This is a genomic window from Mucilaginibacter sp. L196 (genome assembly GCF_009765905.1).
GTDB lineage: Bacteria > Bacteroidota > Bacteroidia > Sphingobacteriales > Sphingobacteriaceae > Mucilaginibacter.
In genome coordinates, this window is sequence record NZ_LMUO01000019.1 from 529,677 (window position 1) to 554,297 (window position 24,621).

Consider the following 24,621-nt stretch of genomic DNA (forward strand, 5'->3'; position numbering starts at 1 on the left):
ATAGGCGATGCGAATAGAAGAAGAAATACAAAGCACTAAGTTTGAGGATAATTACCAAAAAGCGGTAATTAATATAAATTATACCCAGAACTGGCTTAGTAATCATTTACGTGGTGAGTTTGATAAGTTCAATCTTACTATGCAGCAGTTTAATATCTTGCGTATATTAAGGGGGCAGTATCCAAAACCCGCTACAGTAAATTTACTTAAAGAGCGTATGTTGGATAAAATGTCGGATGCATCACGTATTGTTGACCGTTTGGTTCAAAAGGAACTTGTTTCGCGATGTACCAATACTTGCGACCGTAGGGCTGTTGATATTCGTATTAGTGATAAGGGCCTCGAAGTATTATCCAAAATAGAGGTTGAATTTAAGACCAAAGACCTTATTAAAAATAACCTTACCGAAGAAGAAGCAGGTAAATTAAGTGATCTTTTAGATAAATTGAGGGGTTAAATTACTGGCACCCATTCCGGGAATCTAAGCTGAAGCTTTTTAAATAAAGTATAAAACAACCACCCCACAGAAGCGCCATATAGTGCGCCGCAAAAAACATCAATCGGGTAATGTACGCCTACGTAAATTTGGGCAAAGCTAATGCTCCCTGCCCAAAGTATCCCCCAAAAACAAATCCAGCGCCAACGCATACAAAATACCAATATTATAAAAATGGCCATGGCAAAATGATCGGTGGCATGAGTAGACGGGAAACTGTAGCCTGAGCCGCAGCTTATACGTTCGACATCGGTCAATGACGTGATTGGATCTCGGCACGGCCGCAATCTGTGCACCAATGGTTTCACTATACTTGCACTGGTAAAATCAGCAAAACCCGCTGAGCAGGCTATCAATACAATAATGATGATACCTTTCTTTCTATACCTCCACAAACAAAAAAACACAATGAATATATAAAGCGGTATCCATGATTTAGGGTTACGCAGCCATGGCATTATCCAATCAAAAAAAGGATTGGTCATACCATAATTTATGATATGGAACAGATGACGATCGAATTGTAAAAGCTGCTCGGGCATAATTTATATTGCCAAATATAACCAATAAATGGAGTGGCTATTGGTTAATTGTTTTAATTTTGCATCAAAATAATACAACAGCTTTGACACTCATAAAATCAATTTCGGGCATTAGGGGCACCATAGGCGGTGCGGCGGGCGATGGTTTAACACCCGTGGATATTGTAAAGTTCACTTCGGCATTTGGTACCTGGGCCATTCAACAATCCGGACTTAAAAAGATAGTTATTGGTCGTGATGCACGTATATCGGGCAGTATGGTGAATAATTTGGTTGTAGGTACTTTACAAGGTTTAGGTATTGATGTGGTTGATCTGGGTTTATCAACCACACCAACGGTTGAGATAGCGGTTCCTGCTGAAGAGGCTGCTGGTGGTATCATCATTACTGCAAGCCATAACCCAAAACAATGGAATGCACTTAAATTATTAAATAGTAACGGCGAGTTTATCAGCGATGCTGATGGCCAGGCCGTACTCGAAATTGCTGAAAATAGTGATTTTAACTATGCCGCAGTAGATGATTTGGGTAAAGTGGTGTTGGATGATAGCTATCTGCAAAAACACATAGATGTAATACTGGCTTTGCCATTGGTTGATGTTAAAGCTATAGCCGCAGCCGACTTTAAGGTGGTTATAGATTGCGTTAACTCCACAGGAGGGATATTTGTACCGGCTTTATTAAAGGCATTGGGCGTTAAAACGGTGCATGAATTGTATTGTGAGCCGGATGGTAAGTTTCCGCATAATCCGGAGCCTTTACCTGAGAATTTGGTGGCGTTATCAAAAGAAGTATTAAGCAAACGTGCCGATATAGGGATTGCGGTTGACCCAGATGTTGATCGTCTTTGTTTTGTTTGTGAAGATGGCAGCATGTTTGGCGAAGAATATACATTGGTTGCCGTGGCTGATTATGTGCTGAAGCATAATAAAGGCAATACGGTATCAAATCTATCATCAACCCGTGCCTTGCGTGATGTTACAGAGAAGGCAGGTGGTGAATACAACGCGGCGGCAGTTGGGGAGGTGAACGTGGTTAACAAAATGAAAGAAACCAATGCGGTTATAGGCGGCGAAGGTAATGGCGGGGTGATTTATCCTGAATTACATTACGGACGTGATGCTTTGGCTGGTATCGCTTTATTTTTAACGCATTTGGCTAAATCGGGCAAAACAGTATCTGCTTTAAGAGCATCATACCCTAACTATTTCATCTCAAAAAACAAAATAACGCTTACACCCGAGATGGATATTGATGCGCTATTGTTAAAGGTTGAAGAGAAATATAAAAATCAACCTCATAGCACTATTGATGGTTTGAAAATAGAATTTGATAAAGAATGGGTACATTTGCGCAAATCGAACACTGAGCCGATTATCCGTATTTATTCGGAAGCAAGCTCGGAAACGGTGGCGAATAGCCTGGCAAACAAGATTATTGCCGATATAAAAGAAATATTACTTATTGAGTGATGGACTGATTTAGCGAATGAGTGATTTTTTATTTATGGGTGAATAAATTATATTCACTTTATGGAAAGAATGGAAAAATCCGAATTTGCTGAATACTTTAGAAAGAGAACTAAGAAATTTGTTGTTGATAATATAGATTTATTTAGATCATTACCCAAAACCGAAGAAGCAAAAATAATAGGCCGACAGTTATTAAGATGCTCTTCTTCGGTTGGTTCAAATTACCGGGCTGCCTGCCGGGCAAGATCACAGGCAGAGTTTCATTCTAAACTTTCCATCGTTGTAGAAGAAGCTGACGAAAGTGTTTTTGGATGGAAATTTTAATTGACTCCAATATTGTAAAACCGGGTGAGATAAACGGTTTAATGAATGAAGCTAATGAAATATTAAAAGTTGTTTCAACTGCACGTAAGTCAGTATCAAACAAATAAAATAAATCACTCATTCACTAAATCACTCATTCACAAATAAGAACTATGCGTGTTTACTTAGATAATGCTGCAACTACTCCGTTAGACCCGGAAGTGATGAAGGAAATGTTTAAAGTGATGGAAAATACCTATGGTAACCCATCATCAATCCATTCACATGGCCGTGAAGCCCGTACGCTTATTGAACGTTCACGCAAAACGGTTGCTAATTTGCTGGGTACATCACCATCGGAGATATTCTTTACTTCGAGCGGTACTGAGGCTGATAATATGGCTATCAGATGTGGTATTGTTGATCATAATATTAAACATGCCATTACCAGCCGTATCGAGCACCATGCGGTTATACATACTTTTGAAGCGCTTGAAAAAACTGGTGTTATTAAACTCAGCTTTGTCAATCTTGATTCAAAAGGTAATATCGACTACGAACATCTTGAAACTTTATTGAAGGATAACGAACGTAGCTTCGTATCTATAATGCATGCTAATAATGAGATAGGTACTTTGTCAGACATAGAACGTATTGGTGATTTGTGCGAGACTTATAACGCCATTTATCATTGTGATACCGTGCAAACTATGGGGCACTACAAGCATGATTTAAGTAAGTTAAAGGCTCACTTCGTAGTTTGTTCAGCACATAAGCTGCATGGGCCAAAAGGTGTAGGGTTTTTACATATCAATCACCGTATAAAAATTAAACCACTTATTTACGGCGGCGCTCAGGAACGTAATATGCGTGGTGGTACCGAAAATATCTATGGCATTGTTGGACTGGCTAAAGCTTTGGATATGGCTTATGCCGAGATGGAGCAGCACCAGCAGCACATACAAGGCTTAAAAACCTATATGATCGACCAGTTGAAGGAAAGTATCACCGGTATTGAATTTAATGGCGAGATAGACCCAGATAAAAGTTTATATACTGTTTTAAACGTTTCCTTTCCTGAAATGGAAATGGCTGATATGTTACTGTTCAACTTGGACATTGCCGGGATTTCTGCATCCGGAGGAAGTGCCTGTAGTTCAGGTAGCGATATTGGATCACATGTGCTTACCGCAATCGGCGCGAGCCCATCAAGGCCGTCTGTAAGATTTTCCTTTTCAAAAAACACTACAAAAGAGGAGATAGACTATACAGTAGCCAAAGTACGCGAGTTGTGTTTGGTTAGCGCTTAATATTATTTGTAGAAAGTTTTTTTTTATTTAATTGTAACTTGTTGTAAAATAGGTACCTTAGTGTATTGAATTTAATTTCCCCCTGGTTGGTTAAATTGTTGGCATGGTAATGGCTTTTAGTTAGTTATCAGTTAATAATTAAGTTATAAAAGCCGCAGATGTTGTAAATGTATCTGCACAATAAATACCAATCATGGAAAAGAGTAAAAATATCAAACCTGGTCAGGCCCCTGAGAGAAAGCAGCCGGAAAAAGACAAAACAATCTATCCGCACGAGAATGAATTTTCTGAACCAGCAGAAGGTAGTGATGCGTCATATAGTGAAAAAAATGATGTTACTCCTCCAAATAAAAAGGAGTTTCCGGCAGTTGGCCCCGCAGAAACAGATTTTGTTAGTCGCCCTAATGGCCGTACTACAGGCCGTATGATAGGCCATGAACCAGGAACAGAAAACAATCTATAATCTATTACAACTATGAAAAGCGAAAACAAAATCTCGGGAAACGATGGCGAAACAAAAGCGCACACCCACAGCAACGACTATAACAACGAGATGAGCTCGGGAACTATAGGCGCTGAAGGTAGTATTGATAATGGTGCCAGCACATTAAGGGCATTACGTAAGAAACATGCGGACAAATCTGTTGGAAAAAGCACTAGAAGACCTATGTTATAGTTACCGGCTAAACCGGGATCACATATCCCATTTGCTCACAACACCGGTAATAGAAAAGGCTCTGAGAAATCAGGGCCTTTTTGTGTTTTAATCATTTTAGATAAACACAAAATCAAGGTGTCATTGCGAGGAACGAAGCAATCTCTACATAGGCAAGGCAATTAGAAAGGGATTGAACTTGTAGGGCTGCTCTGTAAAGTATAGAGATTGCTTCGTACCTCGCAATGACGATAGTTTAATAACTTCTTCTTAAGTCCTCAATTTGTAAGGTTATTGTCAAACTGAAAATAATTCTTTAAACATATGATGTTTTGTTTAATAAACATCATATGTTTGTATCATTAAATAAGATGATATGAACGTTAAAGAAAAACTTGGTGATCGTATTGTAAACCAAATTAGGGCGGATATAACAAGCGGTACCTATAAAATAAATGAAAAGATACCCGCTGAGCCCGAACTGATGAAACTATATGGTGTAGGGCGATCAACCATAAGGGAGGCTATTAAAACGCTGGCAACATCGGGCATATTGATAGTTCAGCAAGGCTTTGGTACTATTGTTAACTCAGCAGTTAGTGAACAAACCATTGATCAGCGGCTAAAGAATGCTGATTTTGATGAGATCAACGTGGTACGAAAGTTACTCGAAACCGAGATTGTGAAACTTGCTGTCGAAAATCACTCCATAGCCCATATTGATGAGATAGAACGTTGCCTGGAGAATAGGCGACTAGCCATTCTATCTGAGCACCACAACGCCTGTATCGAAGCTGATATTGCTTTCCATATGTCCATTGCTAGGGCTTCGCTAAATACCGTATTGGCCGACCTGTATCAAAGCTTTACCTTAACTATTCGTGACTTCTTCTCGAAACGCGAAGTTAAAGGTGTAAGTCATTTCGCCATGAGCCACCATTTGCATGAGGCTTTGTATAAAACCATCAGGGCACAAAAAATCAAACAGGCTCAAACCATCATCAAAGAAATATTGGATAATAACTATTAATATATCATGACTATACTCACATTCACATTAATATTGCTTGCAGGCGCTTATCTGGCAGGTTTAGTTGGCTCGCTTACCGGCCTTGGTGGCGGCGTTGTTGTAATCCCCTTATTAACATTAGTGTTTCACGTAGATATTCGCTACGCCATAGGTGCTGCGCTGCTTGCTTCTATCGCGAATTCATCAGGAGCAGCAAGCGCGTATGTTAAGGAGGGAATTACCAATATCCGCTTAGGTATGTTTTTGGAAATAGCTACTACCATAGGCGCTGTAGGAGGGGCCGTAATAGCGGTTTATACGCCAACTAATACTATTGCTATACTGTTTGGTGCAATCCTCTTGTTCTCAGCCGCTATGACCATTCGTAAAAAGAACCAGGAAGTTAGCACCGAAGGTAGTCCCTTATCCTATAAATTGAAGCTAAATAGCAGCTATCCAACCAAGGATGGCGAAGTAAGCTACAAGCTAAAAAATGTAGGCGCAGGCTTTTCGATCATGGCGCTTGCAGGGGTTCTATCAGGTTTGTTGGGTATTGGTTCGGGTGCTTTAAAAGTATTGGCTATGGATTCAACCATGCACATCCCTTTTAAGGTGAGTACTACTACCAGTAATTTTATGATAGGGGTTACAGCGGCAGCCAGCGCGGTAGTTTATCTGCAAAGAGGTTATATGGATGCAGGGATAGCTTTCCCGGTGATGCTGGGCGTTTTAGGCGGTGCATTTACCGGATCAAAACTACTAACCCGCATGGATCCTAAAGTATTGAAGTATATATTTTGCGTCGCCATAACTTTTGTAGCTGCTGAGATGATATTTAACGGTTATAATCACAAATTTTAATCTTATTAAAATAAAAAGAAATGAAAAAAGTAATCAGCAAAAGTTTTTTGGCCGATGCAGATATTGAACAAATCATCGGTTTACAATTGAGATATGGCGTAGTAATTGCCAGTCTTATCGTTTTAATAGGAGGCATCTTGTATTTGGTTCAGCAAGGGCAGGGAGCTATTCCTCCGTATCATATCTTTTTGGGCGAAAGTGCCGGATACACCAGCTTTTCGCAAATAGTTAAAGGTATTGGGGCGGGTGAGGCAAAAGGTATTGTTCAGGCGGGGGTGGTGATATTGATAGCTACTCCCATACTTCGTATTGCCTTTTCCTTGGTTGGTTTTATTTTGGAGAAAGACAGGCTTTACATCATCATTACCGCTATAGTACTAAGCGTTATGTTGTTCAGCATTTTTGGAGGATTGAAAATATAAGCAGGTCAGTTGCCTGAAATTCCTCTAAACAAAAAGAGGCTGTTCTATTAAGAACAGCCTCTTTTTGTTGGATGATATTTTTTTAAGCCGCTATCATTTTTAAGAATGATGACAGTTTCTCTTTCATTTCTCTTCTATCAACAATAAAGTCTAAAAAGCCGTGTTCCTGTACAAATTCAGCAGTCTGGAATCCTTTAGGGAGGTCTTTTTTGATCGTTTCCTTTATAACACGCGGGCCTGCAAATCCAATTAATGAACCTGGCTCGGCAATGTTAATATCGCCCAGCATAGCGTATGATGCAGTTACACCCCCGGTAGTAGGGTCGGTTAATAAGGATATGTAAGGTATTTTAGCTTGTGACAATAAAGCTAGTTTAGCTGATGTTTTAGCCATTTGCATTAACGAATAAGCTGCCTCCATCATACGGGCACCACCTGATTTTGAGATCATCAAAAACGGGATTTTATTTGCGATACTGTAGTCGATAGATCTCGCGATCTTTTCACCAACAACAGATCCCATTGAACCACCGATGAAGTTGAAATCCATACAGGCTATAACAAGGTCTTCGCCATTCATTTTGCCGGTTGCTGAGCGTATAGCATCCTTTAAACCAGTTTTCTTCATGGTTTCTTTAATCCTGTCGGTATATTTTTTGGTATCCTCAAACTGCAGCGGGTCGCCGGATTGCAGGTTATTAAATAGTTCAGTAAACTCATTATTATCAAACAGGATGGAGAAGTATTCCTTTGATCCTATTCTTAAATGGTAACCGCAGTAGTGACAAACGTATTGATTTTCAACCTGCTCAGAGTAGTGAAGGGGTTTTTTGCATTCAGGGCATTTATTCCATATCCCGTCCGGTGCTTCCTTCTTTTCCTCAGTGGTCGTAATTATTCCTTTTATCTCGCGTTTAAACCAGGCCATATCAATATCAAGCTCTTTCAATATGATGCAAAGAAACGAATTTTTATTTAGATATAGGATTTTTGATAATTTACATCCTGAACATAAATTGGAGCGTTTTAGCCTGAAAAACTACATTTATGGCAAAATATATCTAAATTCTATAGTTTTTATCAATTTTGCCCCAAAAATCTAATATCGAAGCAGCTATATCTAAAAAATCGATACCGTATATTCAAAATTTTTATAACTTCGAGGCCCAAAACAAAGTAAATGGACTTAAAAAATTATAAAGGCGTATTGCACGGAGATCAGGTGCAGGAGCTATTTGAAGCAGCTAAAAAACACCAGTTCGCGTTGCCAGCTGTTAACGTTATAGGTACAAACACTATAAACGCTGTGATGGAAACCGCAGCGGCGGTTAAATCGCCTGTTATTATTCAATTGTCGCACGGTGGAGCGCAATTTTATGCAGGTAAATCATTAGATAACTCAAAATTACAGGCCTGTATATTAGGCGCTACATCAGCTGCTGAGCATGTGCATTTATTGGCTGAGCATTATGGTATTGCTGTAATATTACACACTGACCATTGCGCTAAAAAATTATTACCCTGGATAGATGGTTTGTTAGATGCTGGCGAAAAATTCTTCGCTAAAACAGGCAAACCTTTATTTTCATCACATATGTTGGATCTTTCTGAAGAGCCAATCGAAGAAAATATTGAAATATCTGCCAAATATTTAGCCCGCATGGCTAAATTAGGTATGACCTTAGAAATTGAATTAGGTGTAACCGGCGGTGAAGAAGATGGTGTTGACAACTCTGATGTTGACAGCTCACGTTTATACACTCAGCCTGAGGATGTTGCTTACTCATACGAAGAATTATCTAAAGTTAGCCCTCGTTTTACAGTTGCGGCTGCTTTTGGTAACGTGCACGGTGTTTATAAGCCAGGTAACGTTAAGTTACAACCAGTTATTTTACATAACTCACAGGAGTATGTGAAGAAGAAATTTAACCTTGCTGCTGAAAAGCCTATCAACTTTGTATTCCATGGTGGATCAGGTTCAACTCAGGAAGAAATTCGTGAGGCGATCTCTTATGGCGCTATAAAAATGAATATTGATACTGATATGCAATGGGCATACTGGGAAGGTATTAAAGATTTTTACCAGGCTAACGAAGGCTACCTGCAAACCCAAATCGGTAACCCGACAGGCGAGGATTCTCCAAACAAAAAATACTATGATCCACGCGTTTGGTTACGTAAGGGCGAAGAGAACTTTGTAAAAAGGCTTACTGAAGCGTTTGCTGATTTAAATTGTATTGATGCTACCAGCAAATTATAATTGCTGATAATTATATTTGAAAGCGCTAATGTGATAAACATTAGCGCTTTTTTGTTGAAAGGAAATTATATATCATGCCGACAAGTAAAAATGTGGAAGTAAATAAAGTAAGTGATGTTGAGAGGCTGAAGATTGTTCATGCTATACGCCATGAGGTTTTTGTGGATGGACAAAATTGTCCTGCTGAGTTGGAATACGCTAACGAGGATGAGTCAATTCACTTTTTGGCTACGATTGATGGCGTACCTGTGGGTGCTTGCCGCTGGCGTAAAACCGAGAATGGTTATAAACTGGAGCGTTTCGCGGTGTTGAACGATTTTAGAGGAATGGGTGTAGGGCAGCAAATGGTGAAGACTGTTTTAGATGATTTGCCAAAAGATGCTGAATACATCTATCTGAATTCGCAGTTGGATGCGGTGAGCTTATATGAGAAATTTGGCTTTGTAAAGGAAGGCCTGGAGTTTACCGAGGCAGGTATAAGACATTATAAAATGGTGAAGCAGTAAAACCTAATTACTGTTGTATTTGGAAGCCTTGTACAATGCTATCTAACTCCTGCCATACCGGGTTTTTATAAGGTTTGGGCGAGATCTCAAAGAACAGCGCTGATGCTTTGGCATTGGTGTAGTTTTGAATATGAATCGTTGTGAAAAGCAAAATTGGTTTTTTTGTTAAAAAGTTCAGTGTTGATATTTTGCCTGAATAGGTTTCCTGGTCTCCTGTTACAGCTGCTACCTTTTCAATAGCTGTTTTTGTGAATCCGGTGCTATCTGGAGAAGATTTATTGTTGCTGTGATATAGCCCATCAAAATAGCTTGTCAGATAGGTGTTTAAAAGACCTGCATTTACTTGTGGCGAACCGTCAACAAACCATAAAAAGGTATAGGTCCAATATTCATTGCTGGTTGCATCACCCCAGCCGGGTGTAAAGCGGAGTTCTTCGATGCCTTGATAAGGGATGCTTGGCGCAAAGCCGATAGGGAAAGGGATAGTTTCTGATTTCCATTTTTCCGGCAGCGGCAGCGAATAGCCTGTACCCTGGGCAAAGCATTTGCCGAAAGCAAAAAGAATCAGCAGGGTGAATATCGCTTTTTTCATGAATAGGAATTTGATTTAATAAAGCTATGAATGAAAATTAGAAATGGGTGTTAATATTTGTTAATTCTAAGAAGCTATCTAAAATAATAGAAGTGTCGTCATTGCGAGGAACGAAGGAATCTCTATACTTTATAGAGCTGCTCTACAGGTTCAATACCTCTCTAATCGTCTTGCCTATGTAGAGATTGCTTCGTGGCTTGCAATGACGCTTTGTTTTTTGTTTATCTAAAAAAGACATTTAAACGTTTTTAGACATCTTCTCAGCCTATTTAAAAACCTGATCAGCAAACATCATCGCTTCGCCAAATTTGCCGAGATCAAGCCCTAGAGACTCTTTTTTTGATTGGAGGTATGATATTAGGTTTTCTGTAGCGATGTTGCCTGTAAGCTCGTCTTTAGCCATTGGGCAGCCGCCGTATCCTTTAAGTGCAGCATCAAAGCGTTTACAGCCACTATTATAGGCTGCCTCAATCTTTGGTTGCCAATTATCCGGGGTGGCATGCAGGTGAAGCCCAAATTCAGTATCCAGGAATGTATTACATAAGGCCGCGTAAATTTCGTTGGTCTGCGCAGGTGTTGCCACGCCAACGGTATCAGATAAAGCAATAATATTGATTCCTTCCCCAACTAATTTCTCTGTCCATTTTTGCACGATCTCCACATTCCATTCATCACCGTAAGGGTTACCAAAACCCATTGAAAGGTATACCAATAATTCCTTATTCTTAACAGAACAAAGCTCATTGATGCGTTTTACGGTATCAAAGGCATCAGCTATTGATGTATTGGCATTCCGCTGTTGGAATGTCTCAGAAATGGAAAATGGATAACCTAGGAACGTTATTTCATCGTGTTGTGCCGCGTCTTCAGCACCGCGATAGTTGGCTATGATGGCTAATAGTTTGGATCGCGTAGCGCTTAGGTCGAGTTTTTTTAATACCTCGACAGTATCCTGCATTTGGGGTATTGCTTTTGATGATACAAAGCTGCCAAAATCAATGGTATCAAAACCAACTTGCAATAATAAATTAATGTATTCGGCTTTAACGTTGGTAGGAATAAAGTCATGGATGCCCTGCATGGCATCACGCGGGCACTCGGTAATTTTTATAGTTTGGTCAGTATTATTCACCTTTGGTTACTTCTTCAGCATTGTATTTAACTTCACCCCGCACAAATCTACGTATAATCAGCCTACTACCGCCATTGTAGGTCATATAATTGCCTATCCAGTTTAAAAATACAATAAGCTTGTTGCGTGTGCCCAGGAGCGAGAATAAATGCACAAATATCCATACCAGCCACGCAAAAAATCCCTGGAATTTAATCTTGCCCAAATCAGCCACTGCTTTATTGCGGCCTATGGTGGCTAATGAGCCTTTATCGTTATATTTAAATGGTTCTGTTGCTTCGCCTCTCACTAAATGAATTATGTTTTTACCCACATTATCGCCCATTTGTATAGCTACCTGTGCTACGCCAGGATGTCCTTTTGGGGTTTCGGGGGTTATCATAGCAGCTACGTCACCAATGGCAAATATATTTGATGAGCCGTCTACGCGGCAAATATTATCGATACGGATGCGGTTACCGCGCTCCAATATATTTTTATCAATACCATGAGGTACTACGCCCGTTACACCCGCCGACCAAATCACATTTTTAGTTTCAATCACCTTTCCGCCCTCAAAAGTTATTTGATGGCCGTCGTAGCTTTCCACTTTCGCGTTTAATAAAAGTTCGACACCTAAACTTTGCAGGTAATCATGCGCGGCGCTTGATGCCTGCTCCGACATTGGGCCTAAAACTCTTGGTAAAAAGTCGGCGAGGTATATTTTAACGTCTTCTTTTTTAAGCTCGGGGTAGTCCTGTTCCAGTACATGATTACGGAACTCCGCGATAGCGCCTGCCAGTTCAACACCGGTAGGGCCTGCACCCACCAAAACAAAGGTGAGATAGGGTATGCGTTCTTCTTTTACCTTTTTTAAAACGGCGTCCTCTAAATGCTGAAATATCAAATAACGAAGATTCAATGCTTCGGGAATTGATTTCATCGGCATGGCATAATGCTCCACATCCTTATTCCCAAAGAAATTTGTTGTTGAACCGGTTGCTATCACCAAATAATCATAGGCTATTTCGCCAATAGTGGTTTCAATAGTGTTCTTTTCCGCATTCACTTTTTTTACCTCGGCAATGCGAAAACGGAAGTTTTTTTGACCGCTGAAGTTTTTGCGAAAAGAGAACGCGATGGATTCTGATTCGAGGCTACCTAAAGCCACCTGGTACAACAAAGGCTGAAAAGTATGGTAATTATGTTTGTCGAGCATTAATATCTCTACAGGTGCATCCTTAAGCCTCAGGGCAACTTCAAGCCCACCAAAGCCTCCGCCAACTATTACAACTAATGGGAATTTTGATTGGTCTGTAGTGTTCATGGTACGCTATTTAAAATCAGATTATATTATAAACAAAAAAGGCTCCAAATGTTCTTTGGAGCCTTTTAAAATATGAGTTGTTATGTTATCTCAAGTCTTTCTTTCCAAAGTCTACGATTACCGGGGTAGCAATACAGATTGACGAGTATGTACCAAAACATACACCAATCAATAAAGCGAATGAGAATCCTCTAATAACCTCACCGCCGAATACGAATAATATTATCAATACGAAGAATACTGTTAAAGCGGTAATAATTGTACGGCTCAATGTATTGTTAATCGCGTTGTTGATAACTGTTTTCGGATCATCAGTTTTTGAATGGTGTAATTCAAGGAATTCACGTATCCTGTCAAACACCACCACGGTATCATTAATTGAGTAACCGATAACTGTTAATATGGCCGCTATAAAAGCCTGGTCAATATCAAGCGAGAACGGAAGCACATCCTTAAATAAAGAGAAGAAGGATAGTACCATTAATGCATCATGCGCTGTTGCAATCATCGCACCTAAACTGAACTGCCATTTGCGGAACCTAACCAGGATGTATGCTGATATAATTAATATAGCGAATACAACGGTCCAGATAGCTGATTTCTTCAACTCATCGGCAATGGTAGCACTTACTTTATGTGAGCTTAAAATGCCATCCTTCGCTACGTGGGTTGATGGCGATGCATTTAATGCAGTGATCAAAGTGCTTTTTACTTTGTTCTCAGCATTTGCTGAAGTATCGTCGATCAGGTAGGTTGTAGTGATACTGATATCAGAGCCAAAGGTTTTTATTTCGCTACCACGACCCAATGTTGCATCAATCGCGCTGTGTACATCTTCGGTAGTAACGTTCTTGTTTTCAAAACGAACTACATAAGAGCGGCCACCTTCAAAATCAACACCATAATTAAACCCGCGGGTTGCCATAGAAATTAAACCGGCAATGATAAATAAGCCAGAGAATGCATAGAATTTGAAACGGTTTTTCACGAATGCGTAATTAGCATTTTTGAAAGTATGTGAGCTCCATGGGTTTGAGAATTTAATATCCCAGCCTTTAGTAAGCATCCATTCAAATATTAACCTTGAGATTAATAATGAACAGAACAATGAAGTTATGATACCGATCATCAAGGTGGTTGCGAAACCCTGGATAGGGCCTGAACCAAATATGAACAGGATTAAACCAGTTAAGAATGTACTGATGTTTGAATCGAGAATTGATGATAAAGCATGCTTAAAGCCATCGGAGATAGCAATACGAACAGATTTTCCTAAAGCCATTTCCTCGCGGACACGCTCATAGATCAATACGTTAGCATCTACCGCTATACCTAATGTTAATACGATACCTGCAACACCCGGCATGGTTAATACCGCATGTAAACCTGTAAGTACACCCATCAGGAAGAACATGTTTACAATTACCGCAACTACCGCAACTGTACCCGCACGATTGTAGTAAGCAACCATGAATACCAATACTACCAGTAAGCCTAAACCTTCTGATAATAAACCAGCATTGATAGCTTCCTGACCTAATGACGGGCCTACCACACTTTCGTCAACTATACGCGCAGGAGCAGGTAAACGGCCAGCTTTTAATATGTTGGCTAAATCTTTTGTATCCTCTACAGTAAAGTTACCTGAGATAGAAGAGGTACCACCTGAAATTTCATCCTGAACAGTAGGGGCTGAATAAACATTGTTATCCAGTACAATAGCGATAGACTGTTTGTTATTTGGATCAGCTGATGCTTCACGTGTAACAGTTGCCCATTTCTGCGCACCTTGTGAATTCATGTCCATTACCACGTCAGGGCTGCCTTTTTGGTCAACATCTGCACGGGCATCATTAATTACATCGCCTGAAAGTACAGCGCCATCGGCACCTACTAATTTAATAGCGTATAATTCAAATATTTTTGTTTTATCAATCGGTTTTACGCCCCATAAAAATTTCATGTTGCTTGGGATAGCCGATTTTACTGCCGGATTGTTTAAATAAGCATTCACGGTTGCAGTATCTTTTATTGCACACCAGCCAACGGTTGGGCCCGGCCTAAGTTTTTGCTGGCCTGTTTGATCCTGGTAAGTAACAGGAGCAAGAATAGCGAATAAAGGATTTTGCTCGGCTAACTTACTTTTACCTGCCAGGCCAGAAGTATCTTTACCTGCAGTTTTTTGAACTTTATTTAATAAAGATAAGCCGCCTTTAGCAGGAGCAGCAGTAGTATCTTTTTTAGCAGATGTGTTATTAGCAAGCGATTTAGTTGTATCAGCAGCGGCAGCAGATTTTTTGGTGTCGGCTAATATTTTGTTTACGCCTGCTAGTACCTGATAAGCCTGGGCGTTTTCAAAAGTTTGATAAAACTCCAATTTAGCAGTACCGCTTAACAGCTTCCGAACACGCTCTTCATCTTTTACACCCGGTAATTCGATAAGGATACGGTTTGAGCCTTCCTGTAACTGGATGGTAGGTGAAGTTACACCAAACTGATCGATACGGGTATTTAAAACCGTGTATGATTGTTTAACCGCTGCTTTACCCTGATCTTTCAAATAAGTTTCAACTTCCGCATTTGAAGCATCAAATTTGATGTGCGACTGGTTGTCTCTGGTTGAAAAGATAGCAGCTAACTTGCCGTTAGGGTTTAATTTTTCATATTCACTTACAAATAGCGATATGAAATCATTTTGGCTGGTTTTAGTGTCAGCTTCGGCATTGTTCAATGCCTGGTTAAATGCAGGATCAGGATTTTTGTCTGATAATTTTTGTACCAGTTCTTTTAACGAGATCTGCATGGTAACGCTCATACCACCTTCAAGGTCGAGACCTAAAGCTAACTCGTTATTTTTGCAGTATTGGTAATCGTGACCTAATATCGGATATACCGGAATAGTGGACATAGAATCCAGATATTCCTTTTCTTTAGACAAATCGCCTTTTGCGTAAGCTTTTGCATCACTTTCAACTTTGCGTGTTACCCATGTAAATGAAAGCTGGTACAAACACACCACCGCCAGCAATATGGCGAAAAATTTAACAACCCCTTTACCTTGCATCTTAAATTATATATGTAATTATTTAGTTTATAAGCCTTTTTAAAATAGACGGCAAATCTAATAAAATTTCGCTATCAAGGAATTTTAAATTAAAACAAAAAAATGACAAAAAATGTTACAGCCGTTCTAATGTAATGAATGAATACGGAAGCGGGTTTTTCTCGTCCGGTTCGAAGTCTTCCCGTTTAACTTCTTTCCATTCCGATTTGTCTATCTCAGGGAAGAATGTGTCAGCATCAAAGCTTTTGTGGATTATGGTAAGGTATATGCGATCGGTAAGATGCATTGCTAGTTTGTATATCTCGGCACCACCACCAATGAATACCTCATCTTCGCCTTTGCACAAAGCTAATCCATCTTCGATAGATTTAACCACCTCGCAGCCGGGAATAGTAATGTCCTGGCGTGTTACCACTATGTTTCTGCGGCGTGGCAGCGGCTTGCCAACAGAATCAAAAGTTTTGCGCCCCATAATGATGGTCCGGCCTGAGGTGATGTCCTTAAAATGTTTAAGGTCGTTAGGCATATGCCATAACAGTTGGTTGTTTTTACCGATGGCGTGGTTCTCGCCTATGGCGACTATGATGGATACTGTCATTGGGTCATTGGGTCATTGGGTCATTGGGTCATTGGGTCATTGGGTCATTCCAATGCTTGCCTTGCCAATGTATTTTATGTAAATATTTAACTTGTGATGAATAGTTTCTAATTGTTGAATTAACACTTGGTAAATGTCGTCCTCGATTAGATTTCTTGTTTGTGCTTTTTTTAACCAGCTTTTGGTTTCAATAATCGAGCCTCTGCTAAAGTAGCAGAAGTTTTTGTTTTCTTTATAATGGTATCTTCCAAAACCTTCTGCAATGTTCGCACCTATCGAGTCCGCGGACCGAACCAGTTGTTTTCCGATAGTATCTTTTGCGAAATAATCCCAAGACAATACTAAATCCCAAATTGTATTAGAGAAAGTTTCAGACAAATTGTAAATCTCTAAATCTTCTATACGATTGCTCATAATGACTCAATGACCTAATGACACAATGATTAAATCAAATCGCGACAATACCCTTTATGTGCGGATGTGGGTCATAACTTTCCAAAGTGAAATCTTCGTATTTGAAGGAGAATATATCCTTAACATCCGGATTGATCTTCATGGTGGGTAATGGCCTTGGATCGCGACTTAATTGCAGCTTGGCTTGTTCAAGATGGTTGTTGTAGATGTGTGCATCGCCGAATGTATGGATGAAATCGCCGTACTGCAGGCCACATACCTGGGTCATCATCATAGTAAGTAATGCGTAGGACGCGATGTTGAAAGGTACGCCCAAAAATATATCGGCACTGCGCTGATATAGCTGACATGACAATTTACCATCGAGCACATAAAACTGGAACAGGCTGTGGCAAGGGGGGAGCGCCATCTGGTTAACATCGGCAACGTTCCATGCCGATACGATCATGCGGCGGGAATCAGGATTGTTTTTGATTTGGTTTACCACCTGGCTAATCTGATCGATGTGGCCGCCATCGGGTGTAGGCCACGACCGCCATTGGTAACCATATACCGGGCCGAGGTTGCCGTCAGCATCCGCCCATTCGTCCCATATGCGCACGCCGTTTTCTTTTAGGTAAGCAATATTGGTATCACCGCTTAAAAACCATATGAGCTCATGTATGATGGATTTAAGGTGCAGCTTTTTGGTGGTTACCAATGGGAAGCCGTCTTGTAGGTTAAACCGCATTTGGTATCCGAATACGCTTATCGTCCCCGTTCCGGTGCGATCATGTTTTTGCGTGCCGGTATCCATCACATGGCGCATTAAATCCAGGTATTGTTTCATGTTATTGAGTGAATGAGTGATTGGGTGAATGAGTGATTATGATAAGCATCTTTAAATACCTCGCCCACTTATTATCCTATACAAATAAAAATATTCTAATTTTACCATCCTACGGATGTGCAAAAATACATGCCGTTGTTAATCTTTTGTATGGTAATTTTCCCGAACGCTAAAATAAATATCGGCTTGAATGTGATTGAACGCCGCGCCGATGGCTATCATAACCTTGAAACTGTTTTTTACCCGGTAAAGATAAACGATGTGCTCGAGATCATCCCGGCTGATGAGTTGAGCTTTGAATCGTCAGGTTTGGAGATACCGGGTAGGTTGGGGGATAACCTTTGCATCAAGGCTTACCACTTGCTGAAAAAGGATCATAATATATCGCCGGTAAAAATCCATCTGCATAAAAATATCCCGATAGGCGCAGGGCTGGGCGGCGGATCAAGTGACGCTGCATTTTTTATTAAACTGATGAATCAGCAATTTGATTTAAAATTGAGTGTTGACCAAATACAGGACTACGCCCGCAAGCTTGGTGCTGATTGCGCTTTTTTTGTTGAGAGCAAGCCTGTGTTTGCTTTTGAGCTGGGCGATGAATTTGAATCGATCAAACTCGATCTGTCGAAATATAAAATCGTACTGGTGATGCCACCTACGCAGGTGTCGACGGCTGAAGCTTATCGTGGGGTGAAACCTTCGCCCATTAAAACCACTTTGTATGAATTGATAGACCTGCCGGTTGCCCAGTGGAGAAAGCATATCAAAAATGATTTCGAGGAATCGATATTTAAAAACCATATTATGATACGCGGCGTGAAGGCTGCTCTTTACGAAGCTGGCGCATTGTTCGCCAGCATGAGCGGGAGCGGAGCATCCGTTTTTGGGATATTTGAAAATACACCCGACCTGTCGCACCTGGAAGATGAGAACCAGGTGTTTTATGATATTTAGATTTTTGATTTCGGAATTGAGAATTACGATTTCGGATTTGTGAAATTTAAATCCGAAATCGTAAATCTAAAATCAAACGCCCGCATCCTCACTAACGCCGCGGGATACGCCTTCCACCCAATCACTCTCGCCCCAACCTTTGGCTACTGCTGATTGAAGCCTGTTATGAACCAACATTGCGGTTGGCATAGGGGTGAGGCTTGCCTGCGCAATTTTGAGGGTAAGGCGGGCGTCTTTAAAACCCAGTTTGGTTTTGAAGCCTACAGGTTGAAACTGTTTGTTAGCGATGAGCCTGCCATAGTTCTGAAAGATCGGCGCGCTGAAAAGTGTAGTGCCAAAAAAGTCGGCCACCTGCGCACGATCTAAGCCGTTTTTTTCGGCAAGGGTGTAGGCCTCTGCCATCATCTCCATTGATGCGGTGATCATGAAATTACCCGCTACTTTAACCACGTTGGCGCCGCTTACTTTTTCGCCGAAATCAATGATGCGCTGGCCTAGGCATTCCAAAACTGGTTTGGCAATTTCTTTGGCTTCCAGATCGCCGGAGATGCAGATAAATAATTTCCTCGCTGCGGCTGCGTCAGGGCGGCCAAATACGGGCGAGGCGACATAAGTGCTGCCGGAATTTTTGTGAAGCTTATAGAGCTCCTCAGAGGTATCTGGGGCGATGGTGCTCGTAGAGATATGCACCGCACCAGCTGTGAAGGTTGTTAAAATGCCATTCTCGCCGCTAACGGTCTCTTTAAGCACTTCATCTTCCGAAAGCATGGTGATCAATATTTTTACACCGTCGGCAGCTTGCGCCGGTGTTTTGCAAATGGTGATAGATGACGCGTTCAGCTCCTCCGCCTTTGATGTAGTGCGGTTGTAAACCTGTAAATGATAACCCGCTTCTATCAGGTTTTTTGCCATGGGCATGCCCATATTACCAAGTCCGATAAATCCTATTTTCTTTTCCATGATGTTAGTTTATATATTCCTTGTCCTCGTCGCTTAGTGTATTAGGGTCTTCGCGTTGATGTTCGCCTTCAATAAAAGTTCCGCCCAGTTTTTTTACCCGTGAAGGCCTGCCGACTAAAACGCCTAAAATAAACGCGACGACACCGACGGCGGCCATCATAACCAGTTTTGACATTCGGAAAGTTGCCCACAAAAATGAAAAGGTTACAGGCTCGGTATTTTGCATCAACACAATGGTGAGCATTACCGTGATAAGGATTACAACGATGGTTTTTATTCTCATGATTTTTTGATGTTCTATTATTTACAATATCCGCTTTTTTAATGGTGTTTTAAAAATGTGTTTTTTTAATCAAGCCTGCTCTTTTCCTGAAAAATAATCCTGTTAAATAATTCTCCTTTTGATTAATGAGGCGTCATTGTTGCAAAATGTCGATTGGTGATATTGACTGATAGATGGCGGTGGTCGGCTGAATAGTAATTGAACGAGTGGAATTCCAAAAACTGATTTGAAAAAAAATGATCGAATTTGAATCCATTTTTTGTTTGTATAGATTTTTTTCTCCATGCCGTCAATTTAACCATTTCTTCATTATTTGATTTCAATACACTTTGGTTGATTGGTTTGGTCAAATTCTATGATGTGTACTTAAACTTTAATTTATATTATTTAAAATGTTGATTATTAGTATTTTATTATATATAAATAGTAATTTGAATGGCGTTTGCTAAAAATAATAGTAATTTGATTTTTACGATATGTTATTTTTGTTCAATATTTTATTTCATTGTAGTTTGTATATATACTGATTTTAAGTGTTATATGTTATTTAGGTATTAGACTTTTTGTATTTTGTTTATTTTTTTTTAATGGAAATTTAGCCTGATTTAGCTAAAAATAAAGCTGTTAGTGCTATTGGATTTCGATACACTAACTTTTTTTTATAATTGACCTTGAATCGATTGTTTTGAGTGGGATGGTTATAAACCTATGCTAGTGAAATGAAGCGCTTAGGGACGCTTAAAATGCGCCGGATGTATACGGATTTCTTATCCCCTATTAGGGGGTCCGCATACATTATTAAATAAGTGGAAGGATTTAGAGCCGGAAAATTAATGCAGGAAAGATAGGAATTAACGTGCCTTGCGTTTTGTGATTTGCTTTTGGGCTACAGGATAAAGAAAGATAGTAGACAAAATTACCATTGCGCCAAGCCAGAAACCAGGCTTTAATTTATGCAATTCGCCAAAAAAAATAAAGGCCAGGATGATGCCATATACCGGTTCGAGGTTGGTGATAAGCGCTACCTTGAATGCCGAAAATTCTTTCATTACTGATACCCCGGCAACGTAGGCAAGTGAGGTGCATATGGTGCCAAGGATCAATAAATAGCCTATATCTGAGTTCTGCAAAACCATACCCTGACCGAATCCGTGAGTGAAAAACAGGTACACTGTGATCCATACAAAGGCACCTGAAAGCTCGTAAAAAGCAATAACAGGTGCTTCTATTTGCTTTACCTGCCGCGCGTTTATGATAGAGAAAAGGCTTGCGCATATAGCGCTAAGTAAACCTAATATAATGCCCTTAGTGTATTGTGTTTCAAATTTAAATATTAGTAATATCCCAACAACAATAAAAATACCAGCTATTATCTCGAGTTTGGAGATGCGGTTTTTATTAATTATTGGCTCAAATATGGCGGTGAAAAGTGTAATGGATGACAGGCAAACTAATGTTACCGAGACGGTAGAAACCTTGATAGCAGCGAAAAATAATATCCAGTGGCCGCCTACCAGTGCACCCGTGAACATCAGTTTTAACAACGTGCTTCTATCAACTTTGATGGTATTTTTGTTGAATTTGAAATATAAAAACAATGAAATAGCGGCTATTACAACCCTATACCACACCAGTTGTACAGCCTCTATGGTGATTAATTTACCCAGAATACTGGTAAATCCCCAGATGAAAACAGTAAAATGAAGTATTAAAAGGTTTTTATCTATACCTGTAGTGGTAACATTTTCGGGCATTATTTAGGCGCTTTATACAGCAAATATAAGCCTAATAAGCCAAATAGTATGTTAGGTATGAATGCCGCCATTAGTGACGACATAGTGCCTTTTTCGGCAAAAACAAAGGCGAATTTATCTACTATAATAAACGAAAAACACAATATTATACCTATGCCCAACGGTAAACCTATACCACCACGCACCTTTTGTGATGATAATGCGACGCCAATAAGCATCAATACGAACGTTGAAAAAGGATAAATAAAACGCCTGTATTTTTGATACAGCATGTTATTTAAAACCCCAGATCCGCGTATTTTTTCTTTGGCTATGGCTATGTTTAATGTCTTTAAACTCATTGCATCATAGCTATCGTCATGTAATACATTAAAGTCGCTTGGTATCATATCCAGTGTCGTATCTTTAGTTACGCCCGTTAATTGGCGCTCATGTAAACCGTTCACGTAACGTATGGTACAGTTGTTCATATCCCACTTTCTTTTAACAGAATCATATACAATGGTTGGGGCATAAAGCTTTTCTCTAAGCTCATCACCATTGAATTTTTCCATAATAAAGGTGTACCCGGTATGTACATCCTGTTGGTATGATTCCAGGTAAACGAAGGTATGAGCATCTAATTTTAAATGCACCTGGCTCTTGGTAGGGTCCTGGTCGCCGTTGAATCCGTGTGAGTTTTCAAAGTCAATTTTTAACTTATTGGTATAAGGAATAAGGTAAACATTGGCAAAAAATGATACGATAAATATGAGTGTAGCGGCAATAAAATAGGGCCTTAAAAAACGATTAAAACTGGCTTTTCCACTCAGTATCGGAACGATTTCTGTTTGGTTAGCCATCTTCGCGGTAAAGAAAATTACCGCCAAAAAGTTAATAAGGGGTGATAACATGTTGATGTAAAATGGTATAAACCCGGCGTAATATTGGAACGCTATTTGGTATAAGGTAGCGTGTTTGGAAAGAAAATTATCAAGGTGTTCAGATATATCAAACACAACAGATATTACTATAAACATACCCAGGGTAAACACGAATGTACCCAGGTATTTATTGATGATATATCTATCAATAACTTTAACGTATCTGTTATATAATTCCTTCATAAACCCCCTCTAAATCTCCCCCGGTAGGGGAGACTTTATTGTGATTTTTTTAATAGCCCTCCCTACCGGGGAGGGTTGGGTGGGGGGCTACAACCTTTCGCCCAACCTTTTTACCATTACCTGCTTCCAGTTGTAAAACTCGCCGCTTATTATCTTTTCACGTGCTTCCTGCACCAGCCACAGGTAAAAGTGTAGGTTGTGTAAGGTAGCTATTTGCGCGCCAAGCATTTCGCCGCTATGTATCAGGTGCCTTAAATAAGCTTTTGTATATGCTTTATCTGCAAACAGGTCACTATCAGCTTCAATTGGCGAAAAATCGTTCTTCCACTTCTCGTTTTTAATATTGATAATGCCGTTTTTGGTAAACAACATGCCATTGCGGGCATTGCGGGTAGGCATTACGCAGTCAAACATATCAATACCTAACGCAATATTCTCTAAAATATTTATAGGTGTGCCTACACCCATCAAATAACGTGGTTTTTGCTCCGGTAATATATTGCACACAATTTCTGTCATGGCGTACATTTCTTCAGCGGGTTCACCCACTGAAAGTCCGCCTATAGCATTGCCCTCACGCTCAAATGAAGCGATAACTTCTGCCGATCTCACCCTCAAATCTTTATAAACCGAGCCCTGTACTATAGGAAAAAAAGTCTGACTATAACCGTATTTAGGTTCAGTGCTGTCAAACCTATCACAGCAGCGTTTAAGCCAGCGATGGGTCATTTCTATAGAGCGTTTGGCGTAGTTATAGTCGCAAGGGTAGGGCGTGCATTCATCAAATGCCATGATAATGTCCGCGCCAATGGTGCGTTGTATATCCATCACATTCTCAGGTGTAAACAAGTGTTTTGAGCCATCAATATGCGAGCGAAAAGTAACGCCTTCCTCCTTTATTTTACGTACTTCGGTGAGCGAATACACCTGGTAGCCGCCGCTATCGGTTAAAATAGGGCCATCCCAGCCATTAAATTTATGCAGACCACCGGCTTGCTCAATGGTATTAAGTCCTGGTCTTAAGTATAAATGATAGGTGTTTCCTAATATAATTTGCGCCTTAATATCGTTCTTTAGCTCGTGCTGATGAACGGCTTTTACGGTACCTGCGGTACCAACAGGCATAAAAATAGGTGTTTGTATGGTTCCGTGATCGGTAGTGATCTCACCCGCGCGGGCTTTTGAATGCGGATCCTGGGCTGTTAAATTAAATTTCATGTAAGTATGCAAAATTAACAAATTTATCAGGATGTGCGAATGTGCAAATTTGTGGATGTACGCCGGGCATATTGGGTCGTACTGTACCATGGTACGCATGAAACACCTGGTACAGTTGGTACACTTTTAGGCCAAAAAATGTCCAAAATAGTACTAAAAAGGGCGGTTTTACATGTCAAATTACCCGTATTTTATCCCAAAAACAGCAGATTTTCGACCCAAAAACACTCAAAAATGACTGTTTTTCGTTCATTCTTGGCCATTTTTTACTCGTTTTTACCATTTTTTTGATCTAAGATGTACCAAAAATTATGCTTCAATCAACTATTCTCTAACTAGTAATAAGGGCATTCCCGCTGATAAAATCATATCGCATTTTCCGTTCTCTTATAAGCTTTAATCCAATACTAGTAAATTAGGAGGGACTTTTTTTACCCTCTTTCCGGCTTGCCGGAGAGAGGGTGGTCGAGCGAAGCAAAGACCGGGTGAGTAATTATACGAGCGGCATCAGTACAATGCTCATTATAAACCAATTGAAAAAAAGCTAAAATCAAGCAAATCCCCCAATCCGTTTA

The 24,621-nt window shown here is 40.1% G+C and carries 26 protein-coding genes; 12 read left to right on the forward strand and 14 right to left on the reverse strand.

Going from position 1 to position 24,621, the window contains the following annotated elements; genetic code table 11:
* Positions 1 to 7 precede the first annotated feature (7 nt).
* On the forward strand, positions 8 to 457 hold the full coding sequence (locus tag GSQ74_RS18665) for a MarR family winged helix-turn-helix transcriptional regulator (RefSeq protein ID WP_158995731.1): 450 nt from the start codon (positions 8 to 10) through the stop codon (positions 455 to 457).
* Here the strand turns inward: GSQ74_RS18665 and GSQ74_RS18670 are convergent.
* Complete coding sequence (locus GSQ74_RS18670) at positions 454 to 1,038, reverse strand: phosphatase PAP2 family protein (protein ID WP_158995732.1); 585 nt, start codon at positions 1,036 to 1,038, stop codon at positions 454 to 456. The two genes, GSQ74_RS18665 and GSQ74_RS18670, sit on opposite strands and share 4 nt — an antisense overlap.
* An 83-nt stretch (positions 1,039 to 1,121) precedes the next feature.
* Here GSQ74_RS18670 and glmM point away from each other — a divergent pair, with 83 nt between their 5' ends.
* The 8 genes from glmM to GSQ74_RS18710 all read left to right on the forward strand — a co-directional run bounded on the left by glmM (position 1,122) and on the right by GSQ74_RS18710 (position 7,070).
* A complete protein-coding gene (gene glmM, locus GSQ74_RS18675) occupies positions 1,122 to 2,510 on the forward strand; it encodes a phosphoglucosamine mutase (RefSeq protein WP_158995733.1) in 1,389 nt (462 codons plus the stop codon).
* A gap of 60 nt (positions 2,511 to 2,570) precedes the next feature.
* Entirely contained in the window at positions 2,571 to 2,834 is a 264-nt protein-coding gene (locus GSQ74_RS18680; protein WP_216846784.1) for a four helix bundle protein, read from the forward strand.
* Positions 2,835 to 2,986: 152 nt separating this feature from the next.
* A complete protein-coding gene (locus GSQ74_RS18685; protein ID WP_158995734.1) occupies positions 2,987 to 4,123 on the forward strand; it encodes a cysteine desulfurase family protein in 1,137 nt (378 codons plus the stop codon).
* A gap of 193 nt (positions 4,124 to 4,316) precedes the next feature.
* A complete protein-coding gene (locus GSQ74_RS18690) occupies positions 4,317 to 4,586 on the forward strand; it encodes a hypothetical protein (RefSeq protein WP_158995735.1) in 270 nt (89 codons plus the stop codon).
* A 12-nt stretch (positions 4,587 to 4,598) separates the two neighbouring features.
* Positions 4,599 to 4,799, forward strand: coding sequence for a hypothetical protein (locus tag GSQ74_RS18695; protein WP_158995736.1), 201 nt, complete (start codon positions 4,599 to 4,601; stop codon positions 4,797 to 4,799).
* A gap of 355 nt (positions 4,800 to 5,154) precedes the next feature.
* Positions 5,155 to 5,808, forward strand: coding sequence for a FadR/GntR family transcriptional regulator (locus GSQ74_RS18700; RefSeq protein WP_158995737.1), 654 nt, complete (start codon positions 5,155 to 5,157; stop codon positions 5,806 to 5,808).
* 6 nt (positions 5,809 to 5,814) lie between these two features.
* Positions 5,815 to 6,648, forward strand: coding sequence for a sulfite exporter TauE/SafE family protein (locus tag GSQ74_RS18705; protein WP_158995738.1), 834 nt, complete (start codon positions 5,815 to 5,817; stop codon positions 6,646 to 6,648).
* A gap of 20 nt (positions 6,649 to 6,668) precedes the next feature.
* Entirely contained in the window at positions 6,669 to 7,070 is a 402-nt protein-coding gene (locus GSQ74_RS18710) for a DUF1634 domain-containing protein (protein ID WP_158995739.1), read from the forward strand.
* Between the two features lie 82 nt (positions 7,071 to 7,152).
* On the opposite strand, the gene accD is transcribed toward GSQ74_RS18710, so the two are convergent.
* Complete coding sequence (gene accD / locus GSQ74_RS18715; RefSeq protein WP_158995740.1) at positions 7,153 to 7,998, reverse strand: acetyl-CoA carboxylase, carboxyltransferase subunit beta; 846 nt, start codon at positions 7,996 to 7,998, stop codon at positions 7,153 to 7,155.
* A gap of 252 nt (positions 7,999 to 8,250) precedes the next feature.
* On the opposite strand from accD, the gene fbaA reads away from it, so the two are divergent.
* On the forward strand, positions 8,251 to 9,330 hold the full coding sequence (gene fbaA / locus GSQ74_RS18720; RefSeq protein WP_158995741.1) for a class II fructose-bisphosphate aldolase: 1,080 nt from the start codon (positions 8,251 to 8,253) through the stop codon (positions 9,328 to 9,330).
* Between the two features lie 74 nt (positions 9,331 to 9,404).
* Positions 9,405 to 9,836: a GNAT family N-acetyltransferase gene (locus GSQ74_RS18725; protein ID WP_158995742.1), complete on the forward strand. Its 432-nt coding sequence runs from the start codon at positions 9,405 to 9,407 to the stop codon at positions 9,834 to 9,836.
* Between the two features lie 7 nt (positions 9,837 to 9,843).
* On the opposite strand, the gene GSQ74_RS18730 is transcribed toward GSQ74_RS18725, so the two are convergent.
* From GSQ74_RS18730 to GSQ74_RS18760, 7 genes are all read right to left on the reverse strand, one after another.
* Positions 9,844 to 10,428, reverse strand: a complete 585-nt coding sequence (locus GSQ74_RS18730; protein WP_158995743.1) for a hypothetical protein — start codon at positions 10,426 to 10,428, stop codon at positions 9,844 to 9,846.
* 265 nt (positions 10,429 to 10,693) lie between these two features.
* Entirely contained in the window at positions 10,694 to 11,560 is an 867-nt protein-coding gene (locus GSQ74_RS18735; protein ID WP_254060921.1) for a hydroxymethylglutaryl-CoA lyase, read from the reverse strand.
* The gene (locus GSQ74_RS18740; protein WP_158995744.1) at positions 11,553 to 12,866 is read right to left on the reverse strand and encodes an NAD(P)/FAD-dependent oxidoreductase; all 1,314 of its coding nucleotides are present in this window, start codon (positions 12,864 to 12,866) and stop codon (positions 11,553 to 11,555) included. Before GSQ74_RS18740 ends, GSQ74_RS18735 begins: the two co-directional genes overlap by 8 nt.
* A gap of 85 nt (positions 12,867 to 12,951) precedes the next feature.
* Complete coding sequence (gene secDF, locus GSQ74_RS18745; RefSeq protein ID WP_158995745.1) at positions 12,952 to 15,930, reverse strand: protein translocase subunit SecDF; 2,979 nt, start codon at positions 15,928 to 15,930, stop codon at positions 12,952 to 12,954.
* A gap of 115 nt (positions 15,931 to 16,045) precedes the next feature.
* Positions 16,046 to 16,528, reverse strand: a complete 483-nt coding sequence (locus tag GSQ74_RS18750; RefSeq protein ID WP_158995746.1) for a dihydrofolate reductase — start codon at positions 16,526 to 16,528, stop codon at positions 16,046 to 16,048.
* Between the two features lie 36 nt (positions 16,529 to 16,564).
* The gene (locus GSQ74_RS18755) at positions 16,565 to 16,942 is read right to left on the reverse strand and encodes a four helix bundle protein (protein WP_158995747.1); all 378 of its coding nucleotides are present in this window, start codon (positions 16,940 to 16,942) and stop codon (positions 16,565 to 16,567) included.
* A gap of 34 nt (positions 16,943 to 16,976) precedes the next feature.
* Positions 16,977 to 17,771: a thymidylate synthase gene (locus GSQ74_RS18760; RefSeq protein WP_158995748.1), complete on the reverse strand. Its 795-nt coding sequence runs from the start codon at positions 17,769 to 17,771 to the stop codon at positions 16,977 to 16,979.
* A 150-nt stretch (positions 17,772 to 17,921) separates the two neighbouring features.
* Here GSQ74_RS18760 and ispE point away from each other — a divergent pair, with 150 nt between their 5' ends.
* The gene (gene ispE, locus GSQ74_RS18765) at positions 17,922 to 18,725 is read left to right on the forward strand and encodes a 4-(cytidine 5'-diphospho)-2-C-methyl-D-erythritol kinase (protein ID WP_158996489.1); all 804 of its coding nucleotides are present in this window, start codon (positions 17,922 to 17,924) and stop codon (positions 18,723 to 18,725) included.
* 72 nt (positions 18,726 to 18,797) lie between these two features.
* Here ispE and GSQ74_RS18770 read toward each other — a convergent pair whose 3' ends face one another.
* The 5 genes from GSQ74_RS18770 to tgt all read right to left on the reverse strand — a co-directional run bounded on the left by GSQ74_RS18770 (position 18,798) and on the right by tgt (position 24,046).
* Positions 18,798 to 19,685 (reverse strand): NAD(P)-dependent oxidoreductase, encoded by an 888-nt coding sequence (locus GSQ74_RS18770; RefSeq protein ID WP_158995749.1) that lies wholly within the window; start codon positions 19,683 to 19,685, stop codon positions 18,798 to 18,800.
* Between the two features lie 4 nt (positions 19,686 to 19,689).
* Positions 19,690 to 19,968, reverse strand: coding sequence for a LapA family protein (locus GSQ74_RS18775; RefSeq protein ID WP_158995750.1), 279 nt, complete (start codon positions 19,966 to 19,968; stop codon positions 19,690 to 19,692).
* An 851-nt stretch (positions 19,969 to 20,819) separates the two neighbouring features.
* Entirely contained in the window at positions 20,820 to 21,722 is a 903-nt protein-coding gene (locus tag GSQ74_RS18780; RefSeq protein ID WP_158995751.1) for a DMT family transporter, read from the reverse strand.
* Positions 21,722 to 22,828: an LptF/LptG family permease gene (locus tag GSQ74_RS18785; protein WP_158995752.1), complete on the reverse strand. Its 1,107-nt coding sequence runs from the start codon at positions 22,826 to 22,828 to the stop codon at positions 21,722 to 21,724. The genes GSQ74_RS18780 and GSQ74_RS18785 overlap by 1 nt, the downstream gene beginning before the upstream one ends.
* Positions 22,829 to 22,915: 87 nt before the next feature.
* Positions 22,916 to 24,046, reverse strand: a complete 1,131-nt coding sequence (gene tgt, locus GSQ74_RS18790) for a tRNA guanosine(34) transglycosylase Tgt (protein ID WP_158995753.1) — start codon at positions 24,044 to 24,046, stop codon at positions 22,916 to 22,918.
* Positions 24,047 to 24,621: the final 575 nt, after the last annotated feature.

Excerpts from the sequence above, each read along its gene's own strand:
- GSQ74_RS18750 (WP_158995746.1), bottom strand. The coding sequence starts at position 16,528 with ATGACAGTATCCATCATAGTCGCCATAGGCGAGAACCACGCCATCGGT.
- GSQ74_RS18665 (WP_158995731.1), top strand. The coding sequence starts at position 8 with ATGCGAATAGAAGAAGAAATACAAAGCACTAAGTTTGAGGATAATTAC.
- GSQ74_RS18780 (WP_158995751.1), bottom strand. The coding sequence starts at position 21,722 with ATGCCCGAAAATGTTACCACTACAGGTATAGATAAAAACCTTTTAATA.
- GSQ74_RS18755 (WP_158995747.1), bottom strand. The coding sequence starts at position 16,942 with ATGAGCAATCGTATAGAAGATTTAGAGATTTACAATTTGTCTGAAACT.
- GSQ74_RS18775 (WP_158995750.1), bottom strand. The coding sequence starts at position 19,968 with ATGAGAATAAAAACCATCGTTGTAATCCTTATCACGGTAATGCTCACC.
- GSQ74_RS18760 (WP_158995748.1), bottom strand. The coding sequence starts at position 17,771 with ATGAAACAATACCTGGATTTAATGCGCCATGTGATGGATACCGGCACG.
- GSQ74_RS18730 (WP_158995743.1), bottom strand. The coding sequence starts at position 10,428 with ATGAAAAAAGCGATATTCACCCTGCTGATTCTTTTTGCTTTCGGCAAA.
- secDF (WP_158995745.1), bottom strand. The coding sequence starts at position 15,930 with ATGCAAGGTAAAGGGGTTGTTAAATTTTTCGCCATATTGCTGGCGGTG.
- GSQ74_RS18740 (WP_158995744.1), bottom strand. The coding sequence starts at position 12,866 with ATGAACACTACAGACCAATCAAAATTCCCATTAGTTGTAATAGTTGGC.
- accD (WP_158995740.1), bottom strand. The coding sequence starts at position 7,998 with ATGGCCTGGTTTAAACGCGAGATAAAAGGAATAATTACGACCACTGAG.
- GSQ74_RS18710 (WP_158995739.1), top strand. The coding sequence starts at position 6,669 with ATGAAAAAAGTAATCAGCAAAAGTTTTTTGGCCGATGCAGATATTGAA.
- GSQ74_RS18670 (WP_158995732.1), bottom strand. The coding sequence starts at position 1,038 with ATGCCCGAGCAGCTTTTACAATTCGATCGTCATCTGTTCCATATCATA.
- GSQ74_RS18695 (WP_158995736.1), top strand. The coding sequence starts at position 4,599 with ATGAAAAGCGAAAACAAAATCTCGGGAAACGATGGCGAAACAAAAGCG.
- GSQ74_RS18705 (WP_158995738.1), top strand. The coding sequence starts at position 5,815 with ATGACTATACTCACATTCACATTAATATTGCTTGCAGGCGCTTATCTG.
- GSQ74_RS18785 (WP_158995752.1), bottom strand. The coding sequence starts at position 22,828 with ATGAAGGAATTATATAACAGATACGTTAAAGTTATTGATAGATATATC.
- GSQ74_RS18725 (WP_158995742.1), top strand. The coding sequence starts at position 9,405 with ATGCCGACAAGTAAAAATGTGGAAGTAAATAAAGTAAGTGATGTTGAG.
- ispE (WP_158996489.1), top strand. The coding sequence starts at position 17,922 with ATGGTAATTTTCCCGAACGCTAAAATAAATATCGGCTTGAATGTGATT.
- GSQ74_RS18680 (WP_216846784.1), top strand. The coding sequence starts at position 2,571 with ATGGAAAGAATGGAAAAATCCGAATTTGCTGAATACTTTAGAAAGAGA.
- tgt (WP_158995753.1), bottom strand. The coding sequence starts at position 24,046 with ATGAAATTTAATTTAACAGCCCAGGATCCGCATTCAAAAGCCCGCGCG.
- GSQ74_RS18700 (WP_158995737.1), top strand. The coding sequence starts at position 5,155 with ATGAACGTTAAAGAAAAACTTGGTGATCGTATTGTAAACCAAATTAGG.
- fbaA (WP_158995741.1), top strand. The coding sequence starts at position 8,251 with ATGGACTTAAAAAATTATAAAGGCGTATTGCACGGAGATCAGGTGCAG.
- GSQ74_RS18685 (WP_158995734.1), top strand. The coding sequence starts at position 2,987 with ATGCGTGTTTACTTAGATAATGCTGCAACTACTCCGTTAGACCCGGAA.
- GSQ74_RS18770 (WP_158995749.1), bottom strand. The coding sequence starts at position 19,685 with ATGGAAAAGAAAATAGGATTTATCGGACTTGGTAATATGGGCATGCCC.
- GSQ74_RS18690 (WP_158995735.1), top strand. The coding sequence starts at position 4,317 with ATGGAAAAGAGTAAAAATATCAAACCTGGTCAGGCCCCTGAGAGAAAG.